This window comes from Streptomyces sp. NPDC058880 (assembly GCF_042742535.1).
Classification (GTDB): Bacteria; Actinomycetota; Actinomycetes; order Streptomycetales; family Streptomycetaceae; genus Streptomyces.
Map to the genome: position 1 here is coordinate 12679 of NZ_JBHYMC010000039.1, position 16441 is coordinate 29119.

At 71.1% G+C, this 16441-nt stretch carries 21 protein-coding genes; 5 read left to right on the forward strand and 16 right to left on the reverse strand.

Annotated features, from left to right (window positions below; genetic code table 11):
• Positions 1 to 98: 98 nt before the first annotated feature.
• Positions 99 to 593 carry an Lrp/AsnC family transcriptional regulator gene (locus ACFW2G_RS21415; RefSeq protein ID WP_384681012.1) on the reverse strand — a complete coding sequence of 165 codons (495 nt, stop codon included), beginning with the start codon at positions 591 to 593 and terminating at the stop codon, positions 99 to 101.
• Between the two features lie 569 nt (positions 594 to 1162).
• Here ACFW2G_RS21415 and ACFW2G_RS21420 point away from each other — a divergent pair.
• The 4 genes from ACFW2G_RS21420 (at position 1163) to ACFW2G_RS21435 (ending at position 3880) form a co-directional block, all read left to right on the forward strand.
• Positions 1163 to 1777, forward strand: a complete 615-nt coding sequence (locus ACFW2G_RS21420; protein ID WP_384583520.1) for a DUF6461 domain-containing protein — start codon at positions 1163 to 1165, stop codon at positions 1775 to 1777.
• A gap of 69 nt (positions 1778 to 1846) precedes the next feature.
• Positions 1847 to 2173, forward strand: coding sequence for a DUF6188 family protein (locus ACFW2G_RS21425; protein ID WP_384583517.1), 327 nt, complete (start codon positions 1847 to 1849; stop codon positions 2171 to 2173).
• Between the two features lie 302 nt (positions 2174 to 2475).
• The gene (locus ACFW2G_RS21430; protein ID WP_037924653.1) at positions 2476 to 2844 is read left to right on the forward strand and encodes a hypothetical protein; all 369 of its coding nucleotides are present in this window, start codon (positions 2476 to 2478) and stop codon (positions 2842 to 2844) included.
• A gap of 208 nt (positions 2845 to 3052) precedes the next feature.
• Positions 3053 to 3880: a DUF4328 domain-containing protein gene (locus ACFW2G_RS21435; RefSeq protein WP_384583514.1), complete on the forward strand. Its 828-nt coding sequence runs from the start codon at positions 3053 to 3055 to the stop codon at positions 3878 to 3880.
• Between the two features lie 279 nt (positions 3881 to 4159).
• On the opposite strand, the gene ACFW2G_RS21440 is transcribed toward ACFW2G_RS21435, so the two are convergent.
• The 3 genes from ACFW2G_RS21440 to ACFW2G_RS21450 form a co-directional block, all read right to left on the reverse strand.
• Complete coding sequence (locus tag ACFW2G_RS21440) at positions 4160 to 4924, reverse strand: putative protein N(5)-glutamine methyltransferase (protein WP_384450409.1); 765 nt, start codon at positions 4922 to 4924, stop codon at positions 4160 to 4162.
• A 70-nt stretch (positions 4925 to 4994) separates the two neighbouring features.
• Complete coding sequence (locus ACFW2G_RS21445; protein WP_384450368.1) at positions 4995 to 6239, reverse strand: GNAT family N-acetyltransferase; 1245 nt, start codon at positions 6237 to 6239, stop codon at positions 4995 to 4997.
• 46 nt (positions 6240 to 6285) lie between these two features.
• The gene (locus tag ACFW2G_RS21450; protein WP_037924646.1) at positions 6286 to 6867 is read right to left on the reverse strand and encodes a hypothetical protein; all 582 of its coding nucleotides are present in this window, start codon (positions 6865 to 6867) and stop codon (positions 6286 to 6288) included.
• Positions 6868 to 7004: 137 nt separating this feature from the next.
• Between ACFW2G_RS21450 and dtd the strand changes: the two genes are divergently transcribed.
• Complete coding sequence (gene dtd / locus ACFW2G_RS21455) at positions 7005 to 7430, forward strand: D-aminoacyl-tRNA deacylase (RefSeq protein WP_384583510.1); 426 nt, start codon at positions 7005 to 7007, stop codon at positions 7428 to 7430.
• A gap of 32 nt (positions 7431 to 7462) precedes the next feature.
• Here dtd and ACFW2G_RS21460 read toward each other — a convergent pair whose 3' ends face one another.
• The 12 genes from ACFW2G_RS21460 to ACFW2G_RS21515 all read right to left on the reverse strand — a co-directional run.
• The gene (locus ACFW2G_RS21460; RefSeq protein ID WP_037924642.1) at positions 7463 to 8431 is read right to left on the reverse strand and encodes a folate-binding protein YgfZ; all 969 of its coding nucleotides are present in this window, start codon (positions 8429 to 8431) and stop codon (positions 7463 to 7465) included.
• Positions 8432 to 8452: 21 nt separating this feature from the next.
• Positions 8453 to 8917 carry a Fur family transcriptional regulator gene (locus ACFW2G_RS21465; RefSeq protein WP_384450357.1) on the reverse strand — a complete coding sequence of 155 codons (465 nt, stop codon included), beginning with the start codon at positions 8915 to 8917 and terminating at the stop codon, positions 8453 to 8455.
• A 79-nt stretch (positions 8918 to 8996) separates the two neighbouring features.
• On the reverse strand, positions 8997 to 9569 hold the full coding sequence (locus tag ACFW2G_RS21470; RefSeq protein WP_037924640.1) for an FABP family protein: 573 nt from the start codon (positions 9567 to 9569) through the stop codon (positions 8997 to 8999).
• A 270-nt stretch (positions 9570 to 9839) separates the two neighbouring features.
• Entirely contained in the window at positions 9840 to 10787 is a 948-nt protein-coding gene (locus tag ACFW2G_RS21475) for a hypothetical protein (protein ID WP_384450354.1), read from the reverse strand.
• Positions 10784 to 11716 (reverse strand): hypothetical protein, encoded by a 933-nt coding sequence (locus ACFW2G_RS21480; RefSeq protein WP_384583507.1) that lies wholly within the window; start codon positions 11714 to 11716, stop codon positions 10784 to 10786. The genes ACFW2G_RS21475 and ACFW2G_RS21480 overlap by 4 nt, the downstream gene beginning before the upstream one ends.
• Positions 11713 to 12513 carry a hypothetical protein gene (locus tag ACFW2G_RS21485; protein WP_384450348.1) on the reverse strand — a complete coding sequence of 267 codons (801 nt, stop codon included), beginning with the start codon at positions 12511 to 12513 and terminating at the stop codon, positions 11713 to 11715. Before ACFW2G_RS21485 ends, ACFW2G_RS21480 begins: the two co-directional genes overlap by 4 nt.
• 113 nt (positions 12514 to 12626) lie before the next feature.
• Positions 12627 to 12890 carry a DUF3099 domain-containing protein gene (locus tag ACFW2G_RS21490; RefSeq protein WP_037924636.1) on the reverse strand — a complete coding sequence of 88 codons (264 nt, stop codon included), beginning with the start codon at positions 12888 to 12890 and terminating at the stop codon, positions 12627 to 12629.
• Positions 12891 to 13008: 118 nt separating this feature from the next.
• Positions 13009 to 13299 (reverse strand): DUF1416 domain-containing protein, encoded by a 291-nt coding sequence (locus ACFW2G_RS21495; RefSeq protein WP_384450342.1) that lies wholly within the window; start codon positions 13297 to 13299, stop codon positions 13009 to 13011.
• 55 nt (positions 13300 to 13354) lie between these two features.
• Positions 13355 to 14200, reverse strand: a complete 846-nt coding sequence (locus ACFW2G_RS21500; protein WP_384450339.1) for a sulfurtransferase — start codon at positions 14198 to 14200, stop codon at positions 13355 to 13357.
• A gap of 178 nt (positions 14201 to 14378) precedes the next feature.
• On the reverse strand, positions 14379 to 14468 hold the full coding sequence (locus ACFW2G_RS21505; protein WP_350875872.1) for an Ms5788A family Cys-rich leader peptide: 90 nt from the start codon (positions 14466 to 14468) through the stop codon (positions 14379 to 14381).
• 155 nt (positions 14469 to 14623) lie between these two features.
• Positions 14624 to 15349, reverse strand: a complete 726-nt coding sequence (locus ACFW2G_RS21510; protein WP_384450336.1) for a DUF2993 domain-containing protein — start codon at positions 15347 to 15349, stop codon at positions 14624 to 14626.
• Positions 15350 to 15437: 88 nt separating this feature from the next.
• The coding region (locus tag ACFW2G_RS21515) for a hypothetical protein (protein ID WP_384583504.1) at positions 15438 to 16441 on the reverse strand (1004 nt) is incomplete at its 5' end.

Here is a 16441-nt window from a genome sequence, read left to right on the forward strand (position 1 = left end):
GATGCTTGCAACATCTCCCACCCGCCTCCCGGCCCGACTTGTGACTGAGCACGATAGGTGTCGTATTTGCAGGACATCTGTCGTCCCACCATTGCCGGTCAGCTGTCTACCTTGATCTTCTTGCACCGTACGCCGGTCAGGCCGCTCAGCTTGCCTGTGAGGAAGGCTTCGTAGGCGGCGTGGTCGCCGACGGCGACGCGAAGGAAGTAGTCGGGGCGGCCGTACATGCATCGGCACTCGATGACCTCATCGAAGGCGGCCACGGCGGACTCGAACTCCTCGAAGCTCTTGCGGTCCTGGGAGTAGATCTCGACGTCGATTAGGCCCTCAAGGCCGCGACCGAGGGTTTCCGGGTCAAGGACGCCTGCCTGCGCCGGCTCAAACGCCTGGAAGAGGCCGACGTCATCGCTGGGTACCGGGCTCCTTGAGGGTTCTGCGCGCCGAGTGAACCGTTGCCTAGGCGCCTGACGGAAGCGTCGACCAAGGCCACTGCGTGTACGAACGGGGACCGCAGTGGGCTGTCCGCGTCCTCGATTACCAGCAGCTGTCCGGTCTCTGTGATGTCCGGCAGTCTCGGAGATCTCCGGGCAGATGAGCTGATGTCACAGTCATCTCCGGGTACGTCGCTGTGACTGTGTCCACGGTCGTCGTGGCTGGTAGGCGTAGTTTCGGAGGCATGGATGGATGCGTGTGAGGTGTCGGCAGAGGACGTCGATCTGGAGTACGTAAACGCAGGCGGGGTCCGTGGGCGCGAGGCGCCGGAGTCTCTGTGGTCGGTCCGGTTCGAGTCGGTACGGCCCGAGCGCCGGTTGCCGGCTTTCCGAGGGCATGGCAACCGGTACGGCTGGTGCTGGTCAGCGACGTGTGGCGGGCATGTGGGCTACGAGGCCGCCCTCGCGGCCTGACCACCACACCGATGGTGTCCGCCAAAGCGGAACAAGCTCACCTCAGCGACAGCATGCACACCGCAGATGTGAACCAGTTCCTGGACGAGTTCTTCCAACGCCTGCCGCCCGATGACCTGCTCCACTCCGACCCCCACCCCTACAAGATCGCCTCAATGGCCGGCACGGTGATGCGGCGGGTCCGCCGCGGCCTGAGGCGACGCCCTCCCGGGACCCGGGCACCCTCAATGTCATAGCCGTCGTGAAGGATCTCCCACATGGCTACGACTGCTGCTGACTACCTGTGGTTCGAGGAAGACTTCCCGGACCTCGCCGAGTCCTATTGCCTCACCCTCGTGCACAACGTGCCGCCGAACGAACTGCTGAGCAGACTGGGCGGCCAACCCGAACCCGAGGTCACCGGGATCAACGCACTCGTCGACACCGCATACGGGCTCTGGGACTTCAGCACCACGCGGACGTACTTCGGAATGACGACGCTCGGCCCGTGGACCCTCATGATCGAGCCCAACGGCTGGCATGGAGTGAACGAGAAGAAGGCCCTGCCCGCATCAGCGGGCACCCGCTGGATCTCCCACTACGACAACGCGAACGCCAACAACGACGGCTCGTTCCTCTGGGCCGAGGACACCGAACCCCAGCTCCAGTTCGAAATCCGCGATGCCGCCTACCGCACCGGCACCCGCGCCAACGACCTCCTCGACGTCATCCGCCACCTCGGCTTCACCTTCCCCGAAGAGCCCACCAAAACGGACGACGACCTGGCCGTGCCGGCCGCCTTCGCACTCGCCGAGCACATCACCGGCATCCGAGTCACCCCGGACCTCCTCCAGGACACCACCTTCATCTGCGGCACCGCCGACTTCCGCTGAAGGTCAGACACGGCCCCTGGCGTACCAAAACGCGTGGTTATCGCATCTCACATCAGCCAGGGTGCATGGATGACTACTGAGCAAGGTCCCGTTGAACACGAAGACCGATGGATCTTGAACCTCCGCGACTTGCCCGTCACCAGGATCGTGGTGGACTTCCGGCTCACACTGGTCCTCGGCTCCGCCTGGGAGGTCACCTTGGAGGCGCCAGCCAGCATCTCGCACGGCTCCGTCCGAGCCAATCCGCCATCGGTTCTACATCCGGAAACGCAGGACGTTGCAGCGGCGCTCACCCCATTCGGAGCACAGATCCGCTCCGCAATCGCCTTCAAGTCCGGCGCCCTCCGACTCTCATTCGACACGGGCACGCACCTGAACGCCGGGCTCTGCGCCTGACGCCGGTACTCCTCGATGAGCTTCCAGAAGGGAATCAACGTTCACAGCGGCACTGTGCCAGGCACCTCTGACAGTGCAGGCTCGACGAAGTATGTTCGAGGAACGGATGATCCGTAAATCATCATCAAGCTCACCTCGGATGAGGCGCTGGTTCTGTCGGACTGACTGGAGCGGGTGCAGATGACGGACCTCAGCCGTCTCGTCGGCGATGCGGCGGACTACGCCGAACGTCCGGAGGCGGCCCGCAGCAGGCTTCGTCCAGACCTGGACGACAGCGCCATTGACGAGGAAGGTACGGACGCGTGCAGCCCCTCTCCGAGATGACTGAACGCGAGTACTTCGCCAGCGTCGGCCAACGTCCCGGCATGTTCGTCGGCAAGACCTCTTTCCACATGCTGACCGCGTTCCTGACCGGTTATGACCAGCATGCTCTCCGGCACGGTGGGCCCGGACTCACCGGCTGGCACGACTGGCTCGTCGCCCGTCGCGGGCGCGACTGCAACCACGCCTGGCCGGGCCAAATCCTCCACATCGCCCTCCCGAACGGCTGGGACGACGTGTGGAATCTTCCGCCTGAGGACGAACAGCAGGCGATCAAGGTCCTGTTCGAGCTCCTCGACGAGTTCGCTGCCGAGCGTGAAGCAGCACAGGACTCACCGACCTCAGGTTGAGTGAAGCGCCGCACCGAACAGCGTCTCACTCAAGATGAACCACTGCCGATCAACGTCTCGTCATGGTTCACCTCAACCGAGACGGGACCTCTGAACAGGAAAAATAGCCTGGACTCCGAGCACAGAACCGGCCTATCTTCGCGACGGCCCCCGCCCGCCCGGCAGGGGCCGTCCGCATGTCATCCGTTCCCGTGGGGGGTCCACCGTCATGTCCTTCAGCGCGCCCGGCTCACCGCCGCCGCCGCAGCCCCAGCAGCAGCCGGGGCACGCGCAGGCGCAGCCGTACCCTCAGCCCGGCCCGGCCCCGTACCCGGTCCCCCCGCAGCCGCACCCCTACCCCGGCGGGCCGTACCCCGCCGCCCCGTCGGCGCCCCGGGGCGCACTGCGTTCGCCGAACGGCCTCGCGACAGCACTGACCTGGCTGCTCGGCGCCTCGGCCGCGGTCCACCTCTTCTCCGCCGGCACCGGCGTGTACGAGCAGGCATGGCTGCAGGGATTCTCGGGGGACACCCACTTCGACGACCTCGAACTCAGCCTGTCCGGCGGGCTCACCCTCCTCGCCGGGCTGCTCCAGATGCTCGCACTGCCGCCCACCTGCGTCGTCTTCATCATCTGGTTCCACCGTGTGCGGACCAACGGCGCCCTCTTCCGACCCGACGCCTTCACCCTGGGCCCCGGCTGGGCCATCGGCGGCTGGTTCGTCCCCGTGGCCCACCTGGTCCTGCCCTATCTGGTCGCCCGGCAGACCTGGCGGGCCAGCACCCAGCGCGGACCCGACGGCTCCGACCGCACGGCGCCCACCGCACTGCTGACGTCCTGGTGGGTGCTCTGGGCCCTCACCGCAGTCGCGGGCCGCGTCTTCAGCCGGATCTACATGGACGCCGACACCGTGGACGAGCTGCTCGTAGCGGGACAGCTCGGGATCGCCGCGGACCTGGGCACCACGATCGCCGGCGTGCTCGCCGTCCTCTTCGTCCGCAGGCTGACGGCGATGCAGAACACCATGGTGACGCAGGGCCCGTACGCGAAGGCCTGACGGGTTCGGTCGGCCGCCGCAGCCGAGGGCCGGGGCGACCACCGCGGGGCTGCGCGGGCCACCGGGAAGACCGCGTGCGCGCACGCCCGGGCCCGGAGCCCGGCGGCCACCGTCCCCGCGGAGTACACCGCCACCCCGATCGGCACGGCGGCACCGGCGGCCGGGAGCAAGGGGCACCGGTACGCACCGGTACGAGCCGGTACGCACAGACGCCGGCCCGGGGCGCGCCGGTCGGGACCTCCGCCCACCCCGCTGCGCCGACCCGCCCGCGGTCCCCGCTCAGGCCGTGCCGACCACCACCGTCGCGGGCAGCTCATCCGAGGTGACCGCCCGGACCGCCAGGCCGGCCGAGGTCAGCGCCGACGCCGTCAACGGGGCCTGCCGGGCACTCGTCTCGATCAGCAGACGGCCTCCCGGGGCCAGCCAGGCCGGCGCCCCCGCCGCCACCCGGCGGTGGACGTCCAGCCCGTCGGCCCCGCCGTCCAGCGAGACCAGCGGCTCGTGGTCGCGCGCCTCCGACGGCATCAGCCCGATCTCCCGCGTGGGCACGTACGGGGCGTTGACCACGAGCACGTCCACCCGGCCGCGCAGCTCCGCCGGGAGTGCGGCGTACAGGTCGCCCTCCCACACCCGGCCGCCGTACGGGGCCACGTTGCGCCGCGCGTACGCCAGTGCCGCCGGATCGATGTCGGCGACGTGCAGCTCCACCCCGCCCGGTGCCCGCGCCGCCACCGCCGCACCCAGGGCACCCACCCCGCAGCACAGGTCCAGCACCACCGCGCCCGGCCGGGTCAGCGCCACCGCCTCCTCCACCAGGAACTCGGTACGCCTGCGCGGCACGAAGGCGCCCGCTCCCACGGCCATGCGCAGCCCGCAGAACTCCGCCCAGCCCACGACGTGTTCGAGTGGTTCGCCGCCCACCCGACGGGCCAGCAGCTCCGCCAGGTGCGCCTCGTCGCGGGCGGCGCCGGCCAGCAACTCCGCCTCCTCCTCGGCGAAGACACAGCCGGCCGCGCGCAGGGATGCCACAAGTGACGCCACCACCACGGTCTTTCGGTTCACCGTCTGCCGCCCGCCTTCCGCGATCCGCAGCCTGCCGTCCGCCTTCCCCGGTTCAGAAGACATCCGGACACCACGGACGACGCGCGGTGCGGAACACCGCGTCCGCCAGCGCGACCGCGCCCGGCCGCTCCTCGGCCAGCCGCCCCAGCGCGGCCAGCCGCACCGCGGACGCGTCCCCCAGGTACAAGGATCCCAGCACGGACACGTCCAGCCGCAGGTCGGCCGCCTCCGTCGTGCGCTCGCACACGCCCTTCGCCGCATCCAGCCGGTAGCGGCCGGCCGCCGGGCCCGTCTCGTCCTCGACCTCCAGGACGAGCACTCCGGGCACCTCGTACCTCCGCGCGCCCAGCGCCCGTACGACGTCCAGGACCCGCACCCACAGGAAGTCGGCGGACGTGACCACACGGGCCGAACGCGGATCGGGCAGCAGGTGCGGGAGGAGGTCGTCGGGCGCCCGGTAGCCGGTGCGCACCGTCAGGACCCAGTCGATGGAGCACAGGAAGTGCCACAGGGCGCGCTCCGCCTGCGGGGTGAGCGCCAGCAGTTCCCACACCTGGACGGTGTTCTGCGGGACCTTTGCGTCCGTCCAGTGGTCGTCGGCGGTGTAGACGGCCACTCCGGCCACCTCGCCCTCCGCCGTCCGGTACACGGCGTGGAACTTCTGCTTGTAGGGGCGGTGGGACATCTCCTCCGCCCCGGTCGCGAGATTCCACCAGCGCTCGCCCCGGTCCACGGCCCCCGGCACCGCCGCCCGCCAACGGTCGTGCAGTGCGGGGCCGAACCGCCGGTAGTCGGCGGCGTCCACCAGGTCGATCCGCCCGCCGCCCTCGGGCGCCGACCACCGCCGGTCCAGCCCGGTGCGCGGAACGTCGACCTCCCATTCCGTGACGGCCGTGGCGGGCCCGAACCCGTACCGCCCGTAGATCGGGTACTCGGCGGCGATCAGCGTCGCCAGGACGTCGCCGCGCGCGCCGGCCGCAGCGAACTCCGCCCGCATCATGCGGGTCAGCAGACCCTGTCGGCGGTGGGTGGGCAGGACGCCCACGTTGGAGACCGCCGTGGCGGGGACGGCCGCCCCGCCGGGCACGGTCAGCTCCTGCGCGAAGGACCGGAAGGCCCCCACGCAGCGGCCGGTCCCGGTGTCGAACGCGCCCTGGGTACGGGCCCGGTCGTCGTACCGGGCACGCTGCGCGACATCGGAGTCGGTCACCCGGGTCGCGGTCAGGAAACCGGTGTGGACGGCGCGCAGCCAGTCGTGGACTTCGGATTCGGCGATCGGCCGGACGTCAACACTCATAGCGGCCCACGCTAATCGCCCGACCGGCGCGGGTCGCCCGAATTTCCTACGCCAGCAGGTCGTCCACCTGCGCTTCTCCCTCCCGGTACCGCCGGGTGATCTCCGCGCTGCACTCGTCGGCCGTGCGCTGGAGCTGCTGCCGGCGCCGCGAGACCTGCTGCTCGTAGCGCACCAGCCGCCCCATCCCGTCGTGCAGTTCACCGTCCGTGCGGGCCTCCAGGTCCGACAGTTCCACGTCGGCGAGCATCTCCGCCGCCAGCACCCGGTACTCCTCGCCGTGCGGGGTGCCGAGCGTGACGTGCCGGGCGGAGGCACTGCGGCTGGAGGGGGCGTCGGCGAGGATCGCGGAGAGCCGGTCCACCACCGGTGCCTCGGGATCCGTCCGCCGGGCCAGCTCGGCGCGCAGGATGTCGATGCGGCCCTGGAGCAGTCTGCGCACGTAGCTCAGATCGGCCTCGTCGCGCTGCGCGTCGCGGCGCAGCGCGCGCAGTTCGGGCAGCCCGAGCGCGGTGGCCGGGGCGGTGGGCCCCTGGTCGTGCGTCTCGGCCGTGCGCTGCGCGGGCGGTCGTACCGCGGCAGCCGCGACGGAAGCGGGTGATGCAGGTACAGAGGTGCCAGAAGTATGCATACGAATCGGGTCCGTCCCCTCGACCGGTGCGGCGCACCCGCACCGCCTGCACGCATCGTGCCACTCTCCGTGGCCCCACTGCAGTCCCACTCCACCCGATCGGCCCCGGACGGGTGCACGGCTGGTACACAGGTGGTATGCGAGCTGTGGTGCAGAGGGTGGACGGCGCGAGCGTCGTCGTGGACGGCGAGACCGTGGGCGAGATCGTCGGCGAGGGGCTGTGCGTGCTGGTGGGGGTGACCCACGACGACACACCGGAGAAGGCGGCGCAGCTGGCGCGCAAGCTGTGGTCCGTACGGATCCTGGAGGGCGAGAAGTCCTGCAGCGACAACGGGGCGCCGCTGTTGGTGATCTCCCAGTTCACGCTCTACGGCGACGCCCGCAAGGGGCGGCGCCCCACCTGGAACGCCGCGGCGCCCGGTCCGGTCGCCGAGCCGCTGGTCGACGAGGTCGTGGCGCAGCTGCGTGCGCTGGGCGCGACGGTGGCGACGGGCCGGTTCGGGGCGGACATGCGGGTGTCGCTGACCAACCACGGCCCGTTCACCATCGTCGTCGACGTGTAGGCCCGGACGTCAGGACGCCACCGGGCCGGACGTCAGGGCGCTACGACGACCTCCTGGGCCGCGGCCGTGCCGCCCACCAGCAGCGGCGCGTCGACCGGGACGTTCCGCTTGACCAGGGCGAGGGCAATCGGCCCGAGCTCGTGGTGGCGCGCGGCGGTGGTGACGAAGCCGAGCTGGCGGCCCTCCTCACCGTCGGCGGCGAGCCGGACCGGGGCGCCGTGCGCCGGCAGGACCACCTCGGAGCCGTCCAGGTGCAGGAAGACCAGGCGGCGCGGGGGCTTGCCCAGGTTGTGGACGCGGGCGACCGTCTCCTGGCCGCGGTAGCAGCCCTTCTGCAGGTGCACGGCGGTGCCGATCCAGCCCAGCTCGTGCGGGATGGTGCGGTGGTCGGTCTCCAGGCCGACCCGCGGCCGGTGTCCCTCGACGCGCAGGGCCTCGTAGGCGAGGAGGCCGGCGGCCGGGCCGTGCGCGGCGGCGAAGGACTCCAGCTCGGCACGGGGCAGGAAGACGTCCCGGCCGTACGCGGTCTCGCGCACGACGAGCTCCTTGGCGACCTCGGCGATGGATCCGGCCGGCAGGTGCACCACCGCGAACTCCGCGGTGCGGTCGGCGACTTCGACGCGGTAGAAGAACTTCATCGACTCCAGGTAGGCGATCAGGTCACCCTGGGTGCCGGGCTCCACGTGCGCCCACGTCGTCTCGCCGTCGTCGACGAGGTAGAGCGCGTGCTCGATGTGGCCGTTGGCGGAGAGGATCAGGGCCTCGGTGGCCTGCCCGGCCGGCAGCTCGGTCACGTGCTGGGTGATCAGCAGGTGCAGCCAGCTCAGCCGCTCCGGTCCGGTGACGGCGACGACCCCGCGGTGCGAGAGGTCGACGAAGCCGCGGCCGTCCGCGAGGGCGCGCTGTTCGCCGTACAGCTCGCCGTAGTGGGCGGCGACGCCCTCGTCACGGCCTTCGGCCTGGACGGCGCCGGGAAGATGGAGCAAGGGGCTGCTGGTCATGCGACCAAGCCTACGACCCTGCTACGCGTGGGCGGCACGCTCCGTCGCGGCGCACTTCGCGCACAGTCCGAAGATCGCGAAATGCTTCATGTCCGTTTCGAACCCGAAGGTCGTACGGAGCTTCGCGGTGAACTCGGCGGCGACGTCGAGGTCCGCCTCGATGACGTCGGCGCAGACGCGGCAGACCAGGTGGATGTGGTGGTGCCGGTCGGCGAGGTGGTAGGTGGGGGCCCCGTGCCCCAGGTGGGCGTGCGAGACCAGGCCGAGTTCCTCCAGGAGCTCCAGCGTCCGGTAGACGGTGGAGATGTTGACCCCGGAGGCCGTCCGGCGCACTTCCGCCAGGATCTCGTCCGGGGTGGCGTGCTCCAGCGCGTCCACGGCTTCCAGCACGAGCTGGCGCTGCGGCGTCAGCCGGTAGCCGCGCCGCCGCAGGTCGCTCTTCCAGTCCGCGCCCGGGGATCCTTCGGTGCTCTCGGTGCTCACCACCCCGTCAGTGTATGTGTGCGAAGGGGACCGCGGTCGAGCCCGCGGTCCCCTTTCACACACGGCCTGTGGTGGTTTCCGCTCAGCGGAAGAAGGCGATGCCGTCGTCCGGCATGTCCGGGAGGTTGCGCGCCATCTCGGCGACCTCCTCGGGCGTGACGACCTTCTTGAGCTGGGCCGACATGTACGGGCGCAGCTCGACGTCCGGGGTGGCCTTCTCGCCCACCCACATGAGGTCGCTCTTCACGTAGCCGTAGAGCCGCTTGCCGCCGCTGTACGGGCCGGAGGCCGCGGTGCGGGCGACCGCGTCGGTGACCAGGTCGATCTGGGGCTTCTGGTCGGCGAGCTCGCCGTACCAGACCTCGACGACGCCCTGGTCGCGGACCATGACGATCTCGACCTTGCGGTCCTTGTCGATGCGCCAGTAACCCGACTCGGACTCCAGCGGCCGCACCTTGTTGCCCTCGGCGTCGAGGACCCAGCTGCGGGAGGTGTACTCCAGGAAGTCCCGGCCGTCGTGGCTGAAGACGACCTCCTGGCCGAAGTTGCACTTCTCCTCGCCGGGGAAGTCGAAGACACCCGCGCCCTCCCAGTTGCCGAGGAGGAAGGCGAGGGGGACGAGGCCCGGGTTCAGGTCGGACGGGATCTGGATCATGTGTGGCTGCTCAGGCGATCTGTGGGAGGGGTTCCGGGGCGGTCAGCTGAGCCGGTGCTCAGCGCTGACCCTGGTACAGCTTCTTGACGGCCAGGCCGGTGAAGGCCATGACGCCGACGCAGACCAGGACCAGCAGGGAGGTGAAGACTGCCTCAAGCACGGGGTGCTCCTCGGAATCGTTTCGGGGCTGTACGGGGCCGGTCCCCAAGCCTACTGGCCCGGGGACCGGCGCACGCTGCGAGGTGGGCCGTACCGGTCGGCCCGGGGCGGTCAGCTCAGCAGCTGGCTCTGCAGGATCACCGTCTGGTGGAAGGGGACGGGGTCCACTTCTCCCTTGCGGGTCTGGACGACCATGCCCAGGACGTCACCCGTCCGCAGGCAGCCGACCTTGGTCTGCTCCTCGCCGGTGACGGGCTTCATCTCCTGGTACACGCTGAGGTCGGTGCCGTCGAAGTTGGCGGCCCCCGGGAAGTCCAGCGCGGTGGTGTTCATCTGCGTGTTCTTGGCCTTGCTCCAGACGTCGTCCAGGTCCAGGGCCGAGACCCCGTTCAGCTGGGCGTTGCTGTCGCAGCCCTTGAAGGCGTCCACGAAGCCCGACGAGTGAAAGCGCAGCAGGTAGACGTGGGTGCGGGTGCCGTCCGGCATCGTCCAGCCCCGGCCGGTGATCTGCCGCAGGCCGTCCCATTCGAGGGAGGTCCTGAGCTTCTCGCGGGCTTCGGGCGTGTACTCCTCCAGGAAGGAGTCGAGCGGCACCGCCCCGTCCTTGTCCGCCTTGACCGCGTCGTCGACCTTGGAGCCCTGGGGAGCGGGCAGGAGCAGGGCGGAGAGGGGTGCGTAGTGCGTCCCGTCCCTGTTGTCCGGGCCCTGGGGCAGCGGGGCGCCGGGGGGCAGCGCGGGCTGGGACAGCTTCGGGAACGTCCAGCGGCCGTCGCCCTCGGTGGACAGGCCGGGGACGTCGGTGCGGTCCGCCGCCGTGATCCCGTACGCGACCCCCGTGCCGACGGCGGCGAAGACGGCGACGGCGGCGGTCCAGCGCAGGGCCGCGAACAGCGCCCGCCGGTCCTTCGGCGGGGCCGGTACCGCCTCCGCCGCCGCGGGAGGCGCGAACGCCTCCGCCGCCGTGGCGGCCTCGGGGGTCTGCGGGGCGGGTGCGGGCTCGGCGGCGGGCGCGGGCGGCGCCGGCGTGTCGGTGCCGGTGGTGGTCTGCTCGCTGCTCACGCGGACTCTCCGGGGGACTTGAGGTGGTCGAGTTGCTGCTTGAACAGGCTGGCGGCGTCCTTCACCGCGAATCCCTCGCTCCCGTACATGCGGAAGCTCACGAGGACGTCCCCTTCGACGGCCACGCAGTCCAGGGCGTCGATCTTCTCCTTCCCGTCCTTCCCCCCGGTGAGCGAGCCGTCCAGCCCGCACTTGGCCTGCGGATACCCCTCCACCTGAGGCGCCCCGCCGTCACCGGTGAGCTCGATGAGCTTCTTGGCGAACTCGCCGAACGAGGCCAACTGCTGCGGATCGGCCTGGATGAGCCGGATCTCGGCGACCGCCGCGCCGTAGCCCTCGCTGCGGGCGTAGCTGCGCCCGGCCATGCCCTTGAGCTTGAGGTCCGCCAGCTCCCTGTCCCGTTCGGACCGCTCGCTGCTGGACAGGCCCGTACGGGCGTCCTTGAAGCTCTGCAACGCCTTGTCGCTCGGCAGGAAGTAGTCGTTGCCCTCGGGGTCGAGGTCGGGGCCGGGCCAGTAGTTGGCGGGCATCGGCATCAGCTTGCCCGTCAGCTCGTTGGGCGGCACGGTCGGCACCGGAGCCTGCGTGCCGCCGGTCGTGTGGTCCTCGGCCACCCAGTACCGGGTCGGCGAGGTCCGGTCGGCGTCCGCGAGCGCGGCCGCGGCGGCGACCGCGCCGCCCGCGAGGACGACGACGGCCACGGACGCCGAGACCAGCGCGAGCGTCCTGCGGTTCTTCTTCTTGCGCACGGGTGCCGGCTCGGTCTCGACCGCGGAAACGGGTGCGGCCACCGGCTCGGGCGCGGGCGCCGGCACGGATGCGGTCACGGGTTCGGGCGCGGGCGCGGGCTCGGGCGCGGGCTCGGGCGCGGGTGCGGGTGCGGGCGCCGGCGCCGGCACGGGCGCGGTCTCGTTCTGGTGCTCGCTCACAGCCGCTCCATCTGCCGCTTGGCCAGCTCGACCAGGGCCTTCTCGTCGACGCTGCCGCGGTTGTTCGTGTACTCGACGCTCATCACGATGTCACCGCGCCGGACCACGGCCCGGCCCTGCCGCAGCGGGTGGTAGCCGGGCTCCTGGTGGGCCGTGGAATCGATCCACAGGTGGCCGAAGTCCGCCGGGACGCCCGGGAGCTCCTTGCCCGCGTTGCCTGCGTTGTCCTTGCCGGGCATGTACTGCACGATGTCCGCGTAGAAGTCGTCGGCGCCGCCGCGGTCGCGGAACTGCAGCAGGTTGATCTCGATGAAGTTCCGGTCGTTCTCGGACCACCGGGCGGTGGCGAGGCGGCCGGCCTGCCTGATGAGCGAGCCGACCCCGTGGGAGGGCTCAAGGAAGTAGTCCGCGGAGAAGGTGTCGGTGGACGCGGGACCGGAGAAGCCGTCCTGCGCGCCCCCCGGGAGCTCCAGCAGCTTCTTGGCCAGATCGTCGTCCGCCTTGTGCCAGCGGTTGGCGTTGATCGAGCGCCGGCTCGTCGCGTCGTTCACGGCGGCCGGCTTCGGCCCGTCCATCTTCTGCTGGGCCAGCGGCGGCAGCGGGGTGGGCTCGCGGTGGTACTGGACCGCATAGCCGGTGACGGTGCCGGCGAGGACGCCGAGCACGGCCGCGCCCGCGATGAGGAGCGTCGTGCGCCGCAGCGGCCGTCGTCGCGGGACCGACGTGGCCGATGTATCCGGCTCCGGTGTGCTTTCCTCCTCTTTCCGCTGCTCAGGGATGGTCTGATCGTGTTCCAACGGGGTCCCCCACAAAACCGGAAGCGCGGGTGGGTTACCCGCGCGTACCCCATGACCCTCGGCGTGGTGGAGCGGTTGTACGAAGCCTGGTCACGTTCTTGTCTCGCGGGGATTCAGTCCTCGCGGCGCCGCTTTCCGTCCAGTTCGTCCCACCACTCGTCGGACTTCGGGTCCCCCGAGGGGTCGTCCCACCAGCGGTCGTCCGGGCCGCGCCGGTTCGCGACCACCGCGGCCACCGGCGGGATGACCATGGCGACGACGCACATGGCCACGGCCGCCTCGACCGACCACAGGCGCACGAAGGACCAGGCGGAGACGAAGAGGAAGAGGCATCCGCCCATCAGCAGGAAGTAGGCGCGCCGGCGCCGGGCGTACATGCCTCCAGCGTAGGTCGGCGTGCGAACGGCGCGAAGGGCCGCACCCCGTTCCAGTGGCGTCCAACCCCCGGGGGTGCGGCCCTTCGGCCGGTCGATCAGGTGATCACACGTGCGGTGCTCAGACCGCGATCACCACGTCCGTCACGCCGCCGGCCTCGGCGACGACGACGGCACGGTCCGCCTGGGCACCCGGGACGAGCGCGCGCAGCGTCCAGGAGCCGGTGGCGGCGTAGAAGCGGAACTGGCCGGTGGCCGAGGTCGGGACCTCGGCGGTGAACTCGCCGGTCGAGTCCAGCAGCCGCACGTAACCGCTGACGGGCTCGCCGCCCTTGGTCACCTGGCCCTGGATCGCGGTCTCACCGGGCTTGAGGGTGGCGAGGTCGGGCCCGCCGATCTGTGCTCCACACATGTTCTCTGTCCTGTCCTGGAGAAGGTCGTATGACGAGGGCGTCGCGTGCCCGGTATTACTTGTTGGGGCCGAGCTCGATCGGCACGCCGACCAGCGAGCCGTACTCGGTCCACGAGCCGTCGTAGTTCTTGACGTTCTCCTGGCCCAGGAGCTCGTGCAGCACGAACCACGTGAGCGCGGAGCGCTCACCGATGCGGCAGTAGGCGATGGTGTCCTTCGCCAGGTCGACCTGCTCGGTCTCGTAGAGCGCCTTGAGCTCGTCGTCCGACTTGAAGGTGCCGTCGTCGTTGGCGTTCTTCGACCACGGGATGTTGCGGGCGCTCGGCACGTGGCCGGGGCGCTGCGACTGCTCCTGCGGGAGGTGCGCCGGGGCGAGCAGCTTGCCCGAGAACTCGTCGGGGGAACGCACGTCGACCAGGTTCAGGGAGCCGATCGCGGCCACGACGTCGTCGCGGAAGGCGCGGATGGAGGTGTCCTGGGCCTTGGCCTTGTACTCGGTGGCCGGGCGGTTCGGGACGTCCTTGCCGTCGACCAGGTCGCGGGAGTCGAGCTCCCACTTCTTGCGGCCGCCGTCGAGGAGCTTGACGTCCTGGTGGCCGTAGAGCTTGAAGTACCAGTAGGCGTAGGAGGCGAACCAGTTGTTGTTGCCGCCGTAGAGGACGACGGTGTCGTCGTTGGAGATGCCCTTGGCGGAGAGGAGCTTCTCGAAGCCCTCCTGGTCCACGAAGTCGCGGCGGACCGGGTCCTGGAGGTCGGTCTTCCAGTCGATCCGGACGGCGTTGGTGATGTGGTTCTTGTCGTAGGCGGACGTGTCCTCGTCCACCTCGACGATGACGACGTCGGCGTCGTTCAGGTGGGCCTCGACCCAGTCGGCGTCTACGAGGACGTCGCTGCGGCTCATGGTGTTCTCCTCCGGGGCAGTGTGCGGCGGGGCGGTGCGGGTTGCGCTGTGCTGCGTGCCTGCGGGTGCGCTCGATTCCCTGCGCGGGGAGGCGTCAGGAGTCAGGAGGCAGGTGCGGTCACGCGGGAAGGGCCTGTCGGGGCCGTCGTCCGGCTGATGGAGCGGTTGCGCTCACACGTCACATGGATCGACAGAGCATGGCGGCGACGCGACACAGGTCTACTGCCCGTCGCTTCGTGAGGTCCGCCTGCTGATGCTTCATAGCCATGGATCGTAGGGACGAATCAGCCGCCCTGTCACCGGTGTGTCATATTCCGAGACAGGATCGTCCGCATCATGGGATGGGAACAGGCTTTCCGGGCGCCCGGACGCCCGCGGGACCCGCCGCCCGGCCGGTCCTTCTGCGGATCGGACCGCACCGTCTCACGATCCGGCCATCTGCACGTTCGAGCCGCCCAGGGTGAGGTGCACGCCGGCCTCGTCCGAGGTCAGGGCCGAGAGCCGGAGGCCCGCCGGAAGGCCGCTGTCGATGGTGCGGTCGAAATCGGTCTGCCGCCGCACGAGCCGCTCCAGGCCGGGGATGCCCTCGCCCGGCACCTCCTCGGCGCGCACCCGGACGATCTTTCCGCCCGCGCCGCCCCCGGAGCCCGGTGCGTCCACGAGCGTGATCGTCGAGATGACACTCCGCGACAGCTTCCGCCCGGCGATGTCCACCGACGCGGTGACCTTCACCTTGCCGGGCGCACCGCCGTAGGAGAGGGTCGCGCCGGTCTGCGAGGCCGCGGTCAGGTCGGCGTACGTGATGAGCCCGGTGCCGTCGGCGCGCTCGGCCGTGCCGCCGCTGTAGTCACCGTTGAGCCGCACCCCGCGGAAGCTCGCGTCGAGCTCCGAGAGCCGCGTCCTGCGGCCCTCCGCGGCGACCTCGACGCCCGTGAGCTTCAGGTCCACCCTCTCGAACTCGTGGCTGAGGGCCTGCGTCAGGAAGGGAAACCCGCGGATCTCCACCTCCGCGCCACCGGCCAGGCCCTGCCGGGCCTGTATGCGGTCGGCCAGCCGGTTCTCGGCGTAGCCGACCGCCCAGCGGTCCACGCCCACGAACAAGGCCCCGAGCACCACTGCGATGATCACGACGACGCGCACGATGCGCACGTGCCCTCCCCCTGCCGATCGGTACGTGCGGTCCAGTGGACCATGCCGGTGCGTCAGGAGACCGTCAGCGACGGGGGACGGCGCAGGGTCAGCCCACCACCCGCCCGATCAGGTACACCGCGGGGGCGGCGGCCGCGAGCGGCAGCGCCACACCGGCCGTCATGTGCACGAACTTCGACGGGTAGTCGTACGCGGCCACGCGCAGACCGACCAGCGCGCACACCCCGGCGGCCAGGCCGAGCAGCGCCCCGCCGACCCCGACGGAAGTGATCCCGCCGGCCGCGACGCCCGCGCCCGCGGCCGCGGCCAGCGAGACCCCGACCGAGGTGGCGGTGGGCAGCGGCAGCGCGCGGACGAACACCGCGACGGCCACGGCGGCGGCGCCGACCGTGACGGCGGCGGTGTCGGCGGCCAGGTAGCCGGCACAGACGATGGCGAGGGCGGCCGAGGCCACCGAAGCCATCAGCCCGTACATCCGCTCGTCGGGATCGGCCTGGCTGCGCAGCTGGAGCACGAGGGTGAGCAGCACCCAGGCGCCGAGGGTGCCGACGATCGCTCCGGCGCCGTACGCCTCCTCCACCGCGAGCACGGCCGCGTCGGCGGCCAGGGCTCCGGCGAAGGCGAGGGCGATGCCCTGGCGGGCCGGCCACATGCCGTTGAGGCGGAACCAGCCGGCCGCGGTGAGGCCCTGGAGGGCGATCAGCGGCACGAGCAGGGCGAACTGCCCGAGGGCGGCGGCCACGGCGAGCAGCAGCCCGAGGGCGGCGGTCAGTATGGCCGACTGCGGGCCGGGGTCGATGATCGGCGACCGGCCTTCGGCACGGGCCTGGGCCGGATCCACGGCGCGCAGGGTGTTCCCGGCGAGGGTGGGCGGGGACCAGTCGGTGGCCTCGGGTGCCCCGGGTGTCCCGGAGGAGTCCCCGGCGGGAGCGGCGGCTCCCGCTCCGTCCGCGGGGGGAGCCGGGGCCGGGTCGGGGGCCGCCTGCCCGGGGCCGGGGAACGGCGGCAGGTAGGCGGTCTGCTCGGCGGCGCCCCCCTGCTCCTGGCCGGGACCCGGATACGGCGGCAAGTAGGCCGTCTGCTCCGCGGCAC

Excerpts from the sequence above, each read along its gene's own strand:
- ACFW2G_RS21460 (WP_037924642.1), bottom strand. The coding sequence starts at position 8,431 with ATGACCAGCAGCCCCTTGCTCCATCTTCCCGGCGCCGTCCAGGCCGAA.
- ACFW2G_RS21425 (WP_384583517.1), top strand. The coding sequence starts at position 1,847 with ATGACTACTGAGCAAGGTCCCGTTGAACACGAAGACCGATGGATCTTG.
- ACFW2G_RS21450 (WP_037924646.1), bottom strand. The coding sequence starts at position 6,867 with ATGCATACTTCTGGCACCTCTGTACCTGCATCACCCGCTTCCGTCGCG.
- ACFW2G_RS21500 (WP_384450339.1), bottom strand. The coding sequence starts at position 14,200 with ATGAGCCGCAGCGACGTCCTCGTAGACGCCGACTGGGTCGAGGCCCAC.
- ACFW2G_RS21445 (WP_384450368.1), bottom strand. The coding sequence starts at position 6,239 with ATGAGTGTTGACGTCCGGCCGATCGCCGAATCCGAAGTCCACGACTGG.
- ACFW2G_RS21420 (WP_384583520.1), top strand. The coding sequence starts at position 1,163 with ATGGCTACGACTGCTGCTGACTACCTGTGGTTCGAGGAAGACTTCCCG.
- ACFW2G_RS21495 (WP_384450342.1), bottom strand. The coding sequence starts at position 13,299 with ATGTGTGGAGCACAGATCGGCGGGCCCGACCTCGCCACCCTCAAGCCC.
- ACFW2G_RS21435 (WP_384583514.1), top strand. The coding sequence starts at position 3,053 with ATGTCCTTCAGCGCGCCCGGCTCACCGCCGCCGCCGCAGCCCCAGCAG.
- ACFW2G_RS21490 (WP_037924636.1), bottom strand. The coding sequence starts at position 12,890 with ATGTACGCCCGGCGCCGGCGCGCCTACTTCCTGCTGATGGGCGGATGC.
- dtd (WP_384583510.1), top strand. The coding sequence starts at position 7,005 with ATGCGAGCTGTGGTGCAGAGGGTGGACGGCGCGAGCGTCGTCGTGGAC.
- ACFW2G_RS21470 (WP_037924640.1), bottom strand. The coding sequence starts at position 9,569 with ATGATCCAGATCCCGTCCGACCTGAACCCGGGCCTCGTCCCCCTCGCC.
- ACFW2G_RS21505 (WP_350875872.1), bottom strand. The coding sequence starts at position 14,468 with ATGGCTATGAAGCATCAGCAGGCGGACCTCACGAAGCGACGGGCAGTA.